This is a genomic window from Falsiruegeria litorea R37 (assembly GCF_900172225.1).
Lineage (GTDB): Bacteria > Pseudomonadota > Alphaproteobacteria > Rhodobacterales > Rhodobacteraceae > Falsiruegeria > Falsiruegeria litorea.
This window is the reverse complement of the sequence record NZ_FWFO01000005.1, coordinates 42,668-54,176: the sequence shown is the minus strand read 5'-3', so window position 1 is coordinate 54,176 and position 11,509 is coordinate 42,668. Positions and strand designations below refer to the sequence as shown.

The following is an 11,509-nucleotide window of genomic DNA, read 5'->3' as shown; positions in this document are numbered from 1 at the left end:
CGTTTTCGGCTTTCGCCGGACTGGACGGATTTGTAAGGTCTCGCTCGGTCCAGTCGGAGAAAGTACCCGTGTCCACTGTCACACCCATGATGGCGCAATACCTCGAAATCAAAGAGGCCCACGCCGATGCCCTGCTGTTTTACCGCATGGGTGATTTTTACGAGATGTTCTTTGACGACGCTGTCGACGCGGCACAGGCGCTTGATATTGCGCTGACCAAACGTGGCAAACACAACGGCGACGACATCCCGATGTGCGGCGTGCCGGTTCACGCAGCCGAAGGGTATCTGCTGACGCTGATCCGCAAAGGGTTCCGCGTCGCCGTCTGTGAACAGATGGAAAGTCCGGCCGAGGCCAAGAAAAGAGGCTCTAAATCGGTGGTTCGGCGCGATGTTGTGCGCCTGGTGACCCCTGGCACCTTGACCGAAGATGCCTTGCTCGAGGCGCGTCGCCACAACTTTTTGGTGGCCTATGCCGAGGTACGCGACAGCGCGGCGCTCGCCTGGGCTGACATCTCGACCGGTGCGTTCCACGTCATGACCGTATCAAAGCAACGGTTGGGGCCGGAACTGGCGCGCCTTGCTCCGTCCGAGCTGCTGGTTGTGGACGAGCCTGTGTTTCAAAACCTGCGTCCGCTAGCGGATGATTTCAAAATTCCGCTGACGCCAATGGGCAAAGCCAGTTTTGACAGCACCGGCGCTGAAAAGCGCCTACAAGAGCTGTTCAAGGTCGGCTCGCTGGATGGGTTTGGCAAATTCTCGCGGCCCGAGCTGTCGGCCATGGGCGCGCTGGTCGATTATCTTGAGATCACCCAAAAAGGCAAACTGCCGCTGCTGTTGCCCCCCGAACAGGACAGCGAAGACCGGGTGATGCAGATCGATGCGGCGACACGGCGCAATCTGGAACTGACCCGCTCTCTGAATGGCGACAAATTCGGCTCGCTCTTGTCCGTCATCGACCGCACGGTGACACCGGGCGGTGGCCGTCTTCTGGAGCAGAGGATTTCCAGCCCCTCACGCAAGCTCGACACCATTCACGCCCGCCTCGCTGCGCTGGATTTCTGTGTCGAGCAATCTTCGCTGGCGGAACAGCTGCGCGACAGCCTGCGCAAGACGCCGGATTTGGACCGTGCCCTGTCCCGGCTTGCGCTTGATCGTGGCGGCCCGCGTGATCTGGCCGCAATCCGCAATGGGTTGATCCAGGCCGAAGATATCGCTGCCTCGACCGATGGCATCGACTTACCTAATTTGATGGTCCAAGCCACTGCCAACCTGCGCGGCTTTGATGACCTGTTGGGGTTGCTCGACTCCTCGCTGGTTGCCGAACCGCCCCTGCTCGCCCGTGATGGCGGCTTCATCGCACCGGGGTTTGACACAGAACTGGACGAGGCCCGCACCCTGCGCGACGAAGGGCGTTCGGTCATCGCCGGCTTTCAACAAAAATACGCCGAGCACACCGGCATCACTTCGCTCAAGATCAAGCACAACAACGTGCTGGGCTATTTCATCGAAACCACAGCGACGCACGCTGACAAGATGCTCAGCGCGCCATTCTCTGAAACTTACATCCACCGCCAAACCACGGCTAATCAGGTTCGGTTCACCACTGTCGAACTCAGCGAGATCGAAACCCGCATTCTGAACGCTGGAAATCTGGCGCTTGAGATTGAAAAGAGGCTCTATCAAAGGCTTTCTGAAGAAATCTTGGCCCAAGCCGCTCTGCTCAACCAAGCGGCACGTGGTCTGGCAGAGCTTGATCTTGCCACATCTCTGGCGGATCTGGCGCGGGGCGAAAATTGGTGCCGACCCCATGTCGACAACACCCGGTCATTTAACATAACCGGGGGCCGTCATCCGGTTGTTGAGCGAGCGCTTCAACAGCAATCAGGCGACGCTTTCATCGCAAACGATTGCGATCTGACCGCAAATGGCGGCGCGGCGGTCTGGCTTTTGACCGGCCCCAACATGGCTGGTAAATCAACCTTCCTGCGCCAGAACGCCCTGATTGCCTTGCTCGCCCAAATGGGCAGTTATGTCCCCGCCGAACAGGCCGAGATCGGGCTAGTGAGCCAATTGTTCAGCCGCGTCGGCGCCTCGGACGATCTGGCACGCGGGCGCTCGACCTTCATGGTCGAGATGGTGGAAACCGCCGCGATTCTCAATCAGGCCGACGAGCGCGCCTTGGTCATCCTGGACGAAATCGGCCGTGGCACCGCAACATATGACGGCCTGTCGATTGCCTGGGCGACGTTGGAGCATCTGCACGCCACCAACAGTTGCCGCGCCCTGTTTGCCACGCATTATCATGAGCTTACCGCCCTTGCCGGTAGTCTGAAAGGTGTCGAAAACGCCACCGTCGCAGTCAAAGAGTGGGAAGGCGAAGTGATCTTCTTGCACGAAGTGCGCAAAGGCGCCGCTGACCGGTCTTACGGTGTTCAGGTTGCTCAGCTGGCCGGCCTTCCTCCATCCGTGGTTGAACGGGCCCGTGTGGTTCTGGATCAACTGGAACAGAACGAGCGCGAAGGCGGCAAGCAAAAGGCGCTGATCGACGATTTGCCGCTCTTTTCCGCTGCGCCGCCCCCACCGCCGCCAGCCGTCAAGGCCTCTGCCGTAGACGGCATGCTCGATGAGATCCACCCTGACGAGCTGAGCCCGCGTGAAGCGTTGGATCTGATCTATAAACTGAAAGAGGCGGCCAAATCCTGACCGCCCCTTCCTTTTCTCAAAATATGCGAGCCCTTAACCAGCGGGCGTCGAGCTTACGCCAACCTGCGCCGGGCGCAGCAGTCGGTCGTGCAGCATGAAGCCTTCGGCAGACACCTGAATGATGTCGCCAGCTCGGGTACCGGGCACGGGGGCCTCAAACATCGCTTCGTGCATCTGCGGGTCAAAGCGATCACCAACCTCGGGTGACACGATTTGAATACCGTGCTTGCCAAACACATCCAGCAACGCGCGCATGGTCAGTTCGACACCTTCGATCAGGGCCGCCGAAACCTCTCGCTGCTCATCCGTTGCTGCCTCAAGACCGCGCTTGAGGTTGTCATAAACGGGCAGCATGTCACGGGCCAGTTTCGAACCACCATAGTTCTCGGCATCACGACGGGCTTTGTCGCCACGCTTGCGGGCGTTTTCCGCATCCGCCAGCGCGCGCATGAACTTGTCTTTGTATTCATCCCGTTCAGCGCGCAGCTCGTCGAGTTCGGCTGCTTCGCCACTGATTTCCGCCAATTCTTCGGCCAGCTCTTCGGCTTCGGCCGTTGCGATGTCATCCAGAAAATCTTCGTTCTTTGGCTCTGCCATCTTTCTACCTCTAACTCCGGTCCGATACGAGCTTGCCGACCAACTGCGCGGTATAGTCAACGATGGGCACGATCCGACCGTAATTCAGGCGCGTCGGGCCAATCACCCCAACCGCACCGATGATCTTTCGATCAGCGTTCATATATGGAGACACCACCAAAGAGGAGCCCGAAAGTGAAAAAAGTTTGTTCTCAGACCCGATAAAAATGCGCACACCGTCGCCGTCTTCGGTCAGTTCCAGAAATTCAGCGATGTCCCGCTTGCGTTCCAGGTCGTCAAACAGGGATCTGATCCGCTCCAGCTCTTCTTCTTGCCCTGTGTCCGCCAACAGATTCGCCCGCCCCCGCACGATCAAACGCGCTGAATCCTGCCCCTCGGCGTCCCAGACGGCCAGGCCGCCTTCGACCATCTCGCGGGCCAGCACGTCGATCTCTTGTTTGCGAGCGGTGATCTGCGATTGGATAACAGTGCTCACTTCGCTGAGGGTCCGCCCCTCGATCAGAGAATTCAGGAAATTCGCTGCCTCTCGCATCGAACTGGGCGTTTGACCTGGCGGCGGCGTAAACAGGCGGTTTTCCACGTGCCCATCAGCAAAGACCAGAACCACCAACGCGCGATCATGGGCCAGCGACACAAACTCGATATGCTTGATCTCGGCCTCGTGCTTGGGTGTCAGCACCAAGGATGCACCTTGTGTCACCCCTGACAACACTGATCCAACACGATCCAGCAACCCGCTGACATCGGCCGAGTTACTGTCCACCGTCGCGTCGATCTTTTTGCGATCCGCCGCGTTCAGATCACCGACCTCAAGCAACCCATCAACGAACATCCGCAACCCCATTTGCGTCGGCACCCGGCCGGCACTGACATGGGGGCTGTCGAGGAGTCCCAGAAACTCCAGATCCTGCATCACGTTGCGGATCGTCGCGGCGCTGACCTTTTCGCTGAGCGTACGGGTCAAGGTCCGGCTGCCCACCGGATCGCCACTGTCCAGATAACCCTCGACAATCAACCGGAACACTTCGCGCGAGCGGTCGTTCATCTCATCCAGAATTTTGCTCGCATCACTCATTGGGCTTCTCCGGCTTTGACGTCATTAAATCCCACCAGCGGCAAAGGTCAATCGGGGTTGCCCCCTGCGCTGACCAGAGTTATCCCCAAGCCAGCAAACAAAGGATTTCCAATGCGACCCTCTGGACGTGATCTGAACCAAATGCGCGCCGTTTCCATCGAGACCGGCTTTACCAAACATGCCGAAGGCTCTTGCCTGATCAAGATGGGCGACACGCACGTGTTGTGCACCGCCACCATCGAAGACCGCGTGCCTCCCTTTATCAAAGGATCCGGCCTGGGTTGGGTTACAGCAGAATATGGGATGCTTCCCCGCGCAACCAATACCCGGATGCGCCGCGAGGCTGCCAGCGGCAAACAAGGTGGCCGCACGGTTGAGATCCAGCGCCTGATCGGCCGTGCCCTACGCGCCGGCGTTGACCGCGTTGCTTTGGGCGAGCGCCAGATCACCGTCGATTGTGACGTGATCCAGGCCGACGGCGGCACCCGCTGTGCGTCGATCACTGGCGGCTGGGTTGCGCTGCGTTTGGCGGTCAACAAGCTGATGAAAGCCGGCGACGTGATTTCCGATCCGTTGGTTGATCCGGTCGCCGCCGTGTCCTGCGGCATCTACGCCGGCCAGCCGGTGCTGGATCTGGACTACCCCGAAGACTCTGAAGCCGGCGTTGACGGCAACTTTATCATGACCGGTTCGGGCAAGCTGATCGAAGTGCAGATGAGCGCCGAGGGTTCAGTGTTCAGCCGCGCGCAAATGGATCAGCTGATGGATCTGGCTGAAAAAGGTGTAGGTGAACTGGCCGCGATGCAAAAGGCCGCCACCGCATGACCCGTGCATTCGATGGCGATACGCTGGTTTTTGCCACCCACAACAAGGGCAAGTTGGAGGAGATGGAACATCTCCTCACGCCCTTTGGGGTCAAGGTTGTGGGCGCCGCCGAGATGGATCTGCCCGAACCGGAAGAGACCGAAGACACCTTTGTCGGCAACGCCCGGATCAAAGCGCACGCCGCGGCCAAGGCCACCGGCCTGCCTTGTCTTTCGGATGACAGCGGAATCACCATCGATGCTTTGAACGGGGCCCCCGGTGTCTATACCGCCGATTGGGCTGAAACCGGCAATGGCCGCGACTTTGTCATGGCCATGACCCGTGCGCACAACGAGCTTGAGGCGATCAACGCCGCCCATCCCCGTCTTGCCCAATTTCGCAGCACGCTGGTGGTGGCTTGGCCTGACGGGCATGACGAGGTGTTCGAAGGCGTCGCACCCGGTCACCTGACCTGGCCCATGCGCGGCGATCAGGGTTTTGGGTATGACCCGATGTTTGTCCCCGAAGGACATGACATCACCTTTGCCGAGATGGATCGCTGGGAAAAGAACAAGATCAGCCACCGCGCGCTTGCGGTGCAAAAGTTCGTAAAGGGCTGTTTTGGCGGATGATTGGCAAAACGGGGGCTTTGGCCTGTATGTCCACTGGCCGTTTTGCGAGGCCAAATGCCCCTATTGCGACTTCAACAGCCACGTCAGCCGGAAAATAGACCAATCCGCCTGGGTTGACGCCTATCTGCTGGAGCTCGAGCGCTACGCTGCTCAAACGCCGGGGCGGGTTCTGAATACAGTCTTCTTTGGCGGCGGCACCCCATCTTTGATGGCCCCTGAAACAGTTGACGCCGTCATACAGGCCGCGCGTGGACATTGGCATGCCGCAAACGACATGGAAATCACGCTCGAGGCCAATCCGGGGTCGGTCGAGGCCGGCCGCTTTGCCGGCTATCGTGATGCTGGCGTCAACCGGGTCTCGATGGGTATTCAGGCGCTGAACAACGAGGACCTACGACGTCTGGGTCGTATCCATACGGTGGCCGAGGCGCAAAAGGCCTTTGACGTCGCCCGAAATTGCTTTGATCGGGTCAGTTTTGATCTGATCTATGCCCGCCAGCATCAAACCCTGGCGGACTGGCAGGCCGAATTGAAACAGGCGCTGTCCATGGCCATAGATCACCTGTCACTTTATCAGCTTACGATCGAACAAGGCACAGCCTTTGGCGATCGATATGCCGTTGGGAAACTGCGCGGCCTGCCCGAAGACGACACCTCGGCCGACATGTATATGGCCACGCAAGAGATCTGCGAAGCTGCCGGACTACCGGCGTATGAGATTTCAAACCATGCCAAACCCGGAGCAGAATCTCAGCACAACCAAGTCTACTGGCGGTATGGCGACTATGTCGGCATTGGCCCGGGATCACATGGGCGTCTGACGATAGATGGCGAAAAATTCGCAACTGAATCACATTTGAACCCGTCCATGTGGCTCAATCAGGTGAGCAATGCCACCGGTGAATCGGTAAGAACATCGCTAGGCACACAAGATCAGGCTAATGAATACCTGATGATGGGGCTTAGATTGGTTCAGGGAATAGATATGGATCGATTTCAGGCTCTCTCCTCAACGCCTGTTCCGCAAGATCGTCTGGACTATCTGAAAGATATTGGAATGATCGAACATGTGGGCTCTACGCTAAAGGCAACCAAAGAAGGACGCGCTGTTTTGAACGCCGTCATTCGGGAATTATTGGTGGATTAACAGTATGCGTGTGGTTTGGGTTATTCTAGGGAGCCTTTGCGTGGCGCTTGCCATGATTGGCGTGGTTCTTCCCCTGCTCCCAACAGTTCCCTTCCTTCTGCTAGCCGCCTTTTGTTTTGCCCGATCTTCCGAGCGCCTTCATGATTGGCTGCTGTCGCATCAAGTCTTTGGCCCAATGATCATCGACTGGAACACAAACGGCGCCATTCGCCCGGCCGCGAAAAAAGCCGCAACCCTGTCAGTTGCGGCTGTCTTTGGTTTGTCACTGGCATTTGGGTTGGCAACCCACATCCTGATCATTCAGGCGGTCACACTCGGCGCGGTCCTGATTTTCATCTGGACCCGTCCTAGCGGCTAAGTTTGGCGCACAAATCGTCGAGCTGATCCAGGTTCTCATACGTCAAGACCACCTGCCCTGCTTCCGTGCCGGCCTTGTGATTGATCGCAACCTTCATTGCCAAGATGGCGGACAGGTCTTTTTCCAGCGCACGCGTATCAGCATCCTTTTCCGAACCTGAGCTACGCGCTTTTGGGGCAGCTGTAGGCGCATCCTTTTGCTGCTGACGTTTCACCAAAGCTTCTGTCGCACGGACAGACAAACCGTCACGTATAACAATCTTGGCCAACTCGGACGGATTCTCTGAGGTAATCAGAGCACGCGCGTGACCAGCAGACAGCAATCCATCAACAACCATCTGCTGAACATCTTCGGGCAAAGCCAAAAGACGCAGAAGGTTCGCAATATAGCTGCGGCTCTTACCCAAAGCCTCAGCCAGTTTTTCCTGAGTATGACCAAAGCGATCCATCAACTGCCGAAATCCTGCCGCCTCTTCCACGGCGTTCAAGTCAGCACGCTGGATGTTCTCGATAATTGCAATTTCCAGAACTTCGGTATCGTCCAGCTCGCGCACCAAAACCGGTACATCATGGAGCTGCGCCAACTGTGCCGCACGCCACCGCCGCTCACCCGCAACAATCTCGTAGTTGCCGCCTTCAAGCGACCGAACAATCAAAGGCTGAAGAATGCCCTTTTCCTTGATTGATGCGGCCAAATCATCCAAGTCGTCCTGCTTGAATGTGCGACGTGGCTGATCAGGGTTTGCTTGCAGCTTTTCAATTGGAACCGTGATATCGGCCCGGCGCGGCGTGCTTGTGCTGATATCCTCCTCCGGTGTTACATCAGCCATAAGCGCTGATAGCCCGCGTCCCAACCCCCGGGGTTTTCCCTTGTTTGTAGCCATTTCTGCTTCTCCCCTTTACGCGGAAATCTTATTGTCTTTTACCATGAGCTCCCCCGCCAACTCACGATAGGCTTGAGCACCCAATGAGTTCGGATCATAGCTCAAAACTGGAAGTGCGTAAGAAGGCGCTTCGCTGACCCGAACGTTTCTGGGGATCTTGGTTTCGAAGACTAGATCACCCAAATTGTCCCTGGCATCAGCCTCTACTTGCTGCGACAAGTTGTTTCGCCGATCAAACATCGTCAGAACAATCCCCTCTATTCGCAGCTGAGGATTTGCAGTTTGCCGCACTTCGCGGATCGTCAACATCAATTGGGACAAACCTTCCAGAGCAAAGAATTCACTTTGCAGCGGGACCAGGACAGAGTGTGCTGCTACCATCGCATTGACAGTCAGCAGGTTCAAAGACGGCGGGCAATCAACAAGAATATAGTCCCAGCCAAAGGCGTCCATCGCAGTTTGACGCAGGGCATCGTGGAGCAAAAAACTCCTTTTTTCATTGGAAACCAGTTCAATGTCAGCCGAGCTTAGATCAACGGTTGCTGGAATTATCGAAAGACCATCGAAGTCGGTACTATGGATGACTTCTTCGGGTGCAGCGTCATCAACCAGAAGATCATAGCTGGTTTGGGTGCGATCAGATCTTTCGATACCCAGCCCTGTCGACGCATTTCCCTGAGGATCAAGATCAACGACAAGAACACGCATACCGCGTTCGACCAAAGCTGCGGCCAAATTGATTGTTGTTGTAGTCTTCCCAACTCCGCCCTTTTGATTGGCAACCGCAATGATTTTTGGTCCATCAGGACGGGACAGATCGTGCACGCTCGATTCCCTTGATTTTAAGGATTACGGCCTGGGGTTCAGTGATACTAGTAATCGTATCCACCTCAAATTGCCAATCTCTTTGCGCCTCACTGACCTCTTTTTTCCAAGTTGCGCCCTTGGGAAAAATCGCCACACCCGCTGGGTTGAGGTGACGTTCGCAAAACGCCATCAGTCCACTCAGATTTGTGAGCGCCCTCGCTGAAATCACATCTGCATGTTGCGGTTCAACTTGCTCGATTCGCTTACTAATTACCCTAAAGTCAGACGATGTTTCACGTGAAACATTCCTTAGAAAAGCGGATTTCCTCTGATCGCTTTCCACCAGAGTAACTGACGTATCCGCAGAAAACTCATTGGCAAGAATAGAGATCACAGCGCCAGGGAAGCCGCCGCCACTCCCTAGATCCAACCAAGATTTTGAAGTTTCTATGCAAGTGAACAACTGAACAGAATCCACGATATGCCTAGGCCAGATATCATCCAAGCTCTTGCGAGACACCACATTGATCGCGGGATTCCACTTCTTCACCAGAGCTACATAGGTTTCCAGGCGTTTAAATGTTTCACGTGAAACATTCAGTCCGGTCGCTCTCTCAAAGGCATCCTTCTTCATGCCGATTTCACTCGCCGCATTCGTTTCAGTCGCGCGAACAACAGAGCCATAGCTGCTGGGGTCATGCCTTCAATTCGACCCGCTTGAGCCAAATTCCCGGGCTGATGTCTCTTGAGCTTTTGTTTAAGCTCATTGGACAACCCCTCTAACACATCGTAGGAAAAATCAGCGGGAATCTGAAGATCCTCTTCCTTCCTTAGTGTTTCGACGTCATTCTTCTGGCGAGCAATGTAGTTCGCATACAAGGCATCTCGTTCTATTTGTCTCTGTATAGAAACATCGACCTGGGACAACTCAGGAATTAGGTTTTGAAGGTCAGCAAACTTGACATCGGGAAAAGCCAAGACCGCCATCCCTGTCCTTTTATTGCCATCTTGATTGACAGAAATTCCAGATTCAGTCAGCTGTTTCGGGGTGAATTCGCTTGAATTCAACGCAATAGTTGCTTCGTGCAGAGCGTCCATCTTTTCAACGAATTGACGTTTTCGCTCTTCTGAAACGCACCCAATTTCGAGTCCAAGACCCGTCAAGCGTTGATCTGCGTTGTCTGCCCGCAAAGACAGCCGAAACTCAGCCCGAGATGTAAACATGCGATAGGGCTCTGCAACACCACGTGTCGTCAAGTCGTCGATCATAACGCCGATATAGCTGTTAGATCTGCTGAAGTGGATCGGTTCTTCGTGTCGAGCTGCAAGAGCCGCATTCAACCCAGCCACCAATCCTTGTGCGGCTGCCTCTTCATACCCTGTGGTACCGTTGATTTGCCCTGCCAGATAGAGATTTTGCATCGACTTTAACATCAGTTGCGAGTTCAGCGATCTCGGATCCACGTAGTCATATTCAATCGCATACCCGAGCTGTAGAATCTCGGCCTTTTCAAGCCCAAGAATTGAACGGACATAGTCGACCTGTACATCTTTCGGCAAAGAGGTCGATATCCCGTTCGGGTACACAGTGTGGCTTGTCACGCCTTCGGGTTCCAGAAAGATCTGGTGAGATGTCTTTTCAGCAAATCGGACAATTTTGTCTTCAATTGATGGGCAGTACCGTGGACCAATGCCGTCGATATGCCCCCCATACATTGCAGATCGCTCTAGGTTCTCTCGAATAATATCGTGCGTTCTTTCATTGGTATGAGTGATCGCACATGAAATTTGGGGTGCAGACACCGCGGTCGACAGAAAAGAGAAGAAGGTTGGATCATCATCACCTTCTTGTCTGTCCAAGCCCTCCCAATTGATTGTGCGGCCATCCAATCTAGGTGGCGTACCGGTTTTCAATCGTCCAAGCTCAAGGCCGAGGTCTTGAATTCGCTCAGCCAACTTTATTGATGGACGATCTCCCATTCGACCACCGGGATGAGAGACATCCCCTATATGGACGACCCCGCGCAGGAATGTACCTGATGTCAGTATGACGGAATGCGCTGTGATTTGGCTTCCATCTGAAAGTTCTACTCCTGTCGCCCGTTGTCCGTCTGTCTGAATATCTACAACTTCGCCGAAAACGAGGTCCAAGTTTTCTTGTGCGTGGGTAGCTGCCAACATTTCACGCCGATAGATCTCGCGATCAGCCTGGGCTCGTGGTCCTTGAACTGCTGGTCCCTTTCGCCGATTCAGTAGGCGAAATTGAATGCCTGCAAAGTCTGCCACACGGCCCATGACGCCGTCCAGCGCGTCAATTTCGCGAACCAGGTGACCCTTTCCCAATCCGCCAATTGCTGGATTGCACGACATCACACCGATGTCAGTTTCAGCCAGTGTTACCAAAGCCGTGCGTGCGCCCATCCGGGCAGATGCATGCGCAGCTTCAGCCCCCGCGTGCCCTGCTCCAATCACCACCACGTCAAAGTCAAAATGTTTCACGT

Annotated in this window: 11 protein-coding genes; 5 read left to right on the top strand and 6 right to left on the bottom strand. The window is 55.6% G+C overall.

All coding sequences use genetic code 11. From position 1 onward, the window contains the following. Window positions 1-86: 86 nt before the first annotated feature. The gene (mutS, locus tag TRL7639_RS20085) at window positions 87-2,705 is read left to right on the top strand and encodes a DNA mismatch repair protein MutS (protein ID WP_207559703.1); all 2,619 of its coding nucleotides are present in this window, start codon (window positions 87-89) and stop codon (window positions 2,703-2,705) included. A gap of 33 nt (window positions 2,706-2,738) precedes the next feature. On the opposite strand, the gene TRL7639_RS20080 is transcribed toward mutS, so the two are convergent. Both TRL7639_RS20080 and hrcA read right to left on the bottom strand, forming a co-directional pair. Continuing rightward, complete coding sequence (locus tag TRL7639_RS20080; protein ID WP_085797682.1) at window positions 2,739-3,302, bottom strand: nucleotide exchange factor GrpE; 564 nt, start codon at window positions 3,300-3,302, stop codon at window positions 2,739-2,741. A 10-nt stretch (window positions 3,303-3,312) separates the two neighbouring features. Further along, entirely contained in the window at window positions 3,313-4,377 is a 1,065-nt protein-coding gene (hrcA, locus tag TRL7639_RS20075) for a heat-inducible transcriptional repressor HrcA (protein WP_085797681.1), read from the bottom strand. A gap of 111 nt (window positions 4,378-4,488) precedes the next feature. On the opposite strand from hrcA, the gene rph reads away from it, so the two are divergent. The 4 genes from rph to TRL7639_RS20055 are packed head-to-tail and all read left to right on the top strand — an operon-like array spanning window position 4,489 to window position 7,318. Further along, on the top strand, window positions 4,489-5,202 hold the full coding sequence (gene rph / locus TRL7639_RS20070; RefSeq protein ID WP_085797680.1) for a ribonuclease PH: 714 nt from the start codon (window positions 4,489-4,491) through the stop codon (window positions 5,200-5,202). After that, complete coding sequence (rdgB, locus tag TRL7639_RS20065) at window positions 5,199-5,813, top strand: RdgB/HAM1 family non-canonical purine NTP pyrophosphatase (RefSeq protein WP_085797679.1); 615 nt, start codon at window positions 5,199-5,201, stop codon at window positions 5,811-5,813. The genes rph and rdgB overlap by 4 nt, the downstream gene beginning before the upstream one ends. Further along, complete coding sequence (hemW, locus tag TRL7639_RS20060; protein ID WP_085797678.1) at window positions 5,803-6,960, top strand: radical SAM family heme chaperone HemW; 1,158 nt, start codon at window positions 5,803-5,805, stop codon at window positions 6,958-6,960. The genes rdgB and hemW overlap by 11 nt, the downstream gene beginning before the upstream one ends. A gap of 4 nt (window positions 6,961-6,964) precedes the next feature. Next, on the top strand, window positions 6,965-7,318 hold the full coding sequence (locus tag TRL7639_RS20055; RefSeq protein WP_085797677.1) for a YbaN family protein: 354 nt from the start codon (window positions 6,965-6,967) through the stop codon (window positions 7,316-7,318). On the opposite strand, the gene TRL7639_RS20050 is transcribed toward TRL7639_RS20055, so the two are convergent. From TRL7639_RS20050 to mnmG, 4 genes are read right to left on the bottom strand one after another with little or no spacing between them, the layout of a single operon-like run. Continuing rightward, entirely contained in the window at window positions 7,308-8,201 is an 894-nt protein-coding gene (locus TRL7639_RS20050; RefSeq protein WP_085797676.1) for a ParB/RepB/Spo0J family partition protein, read from the bottom strand. The two genes, TRL7639_RS20055 and TRL7639_RS20050, sit on opposite strands and share 11 nt — an antisense overlap. 15 nt (window positions 8,202-8,216) lie before the next feature. Further along, entirely contained in the window at window positions 8,217-9,026 is an 810-nt protein-coding gene (locus TRL7639_RS20045; RefSeq protein ID WP_085797675.1) for a ParA family protein, read from the bottom strand. Next, window positions 9,004-9,642: a 16S rRNA (guanine(527)-N(7))-methyltransferase RsmG gene (gene rsmG, locus TRL7639_RS20040; RefSeq protein ID WP_085797674.1), complete on the bottom strand. Its 639-nt coding sequence runs from the start codon at window positions 9,640-9,642 to the stop codon at window positions 9,004-9,006. Before rsmG ends, TRL7639_RS20045 begins: the two co-directional genes overlap by 23 nt. After that, on the bottom strand, window positions 9,639-11,507 hold the full coding sequence (gene mnmG / locus TRL7639_RS20035; RefSeq protein WP_085797831.1) for a tRNA uridine-5-carboxymethylaminomethyl(34) synthesis enzyme MnmG: 1,869 nt from the start codon (window positions 11,505-11,507) through the stop codon (window positions 9,639-9,641). Before mnmG ends, rsmG begins: the two co-directional genes overlap by 4 nt. Between the last annotated feature and the right edge of the window lie 2 nt (window positions 11,508-11,509).

Excerpts from the sequence above, each read along its gene's own strand:
- hrcA (WP_085797681.1), bottom strand. The coding sequence starts at position 4,377 with ATGAGTGATGCGAGCAAAATTCTGGATGAGATGAACGACCGCTCGCGC.
- rph (WP_085797680.1), top strand. The coding sequence starts at position 4,489 with ATGCGACCCTCTGGACGTGATCTGAACCAAATGCGCGCCGTTTCCATC.
- TRL7639_RS20055 (WP_085797677.1), top strand. The coding sequence starts at position 6,965 with ATGCGTGTGGTTTGGGTTATTCTAGGGAGCCTTTGCGTGGCGCTTGCC.
- TRL7639_RS20080 (WP_085797682.1), bottom strand. The coding sequence starts at position 3,302 with ATGGCAGAGCCAAAGAACGAAGATTTTCTGGATGACATCGCAACGGCC.
- rsmG (WP_085797674.1), bottom strand. The coding sequence starts at position 9,642 with ATGAAGAAGGATGCCTTTGAGAGAGCGACCGGACTGAATGTTTCACGT.
- rdgB (WP_085797679.1), top strand. The coding sequence starts at position 5,199 with ATGACCCGTGCATTCGATGGCGATACGCTGGTTTTTGCCACCCACAAC.
- mutS (WP_207559703.1), top strand. The coding sequence starts at position 87 with ATGATGGCGCAATACCTCGAAATCAAAGAGGCCCACGCCGATGCCCTG.
- TRL7639_RS20050 (WP_085797676.1), bottom strand. The coding sequence starts at position 8,201 with ATGGCTACAAACAAGGGAAAACCCCGGGGGTTGGGACGCGGGCTATCA.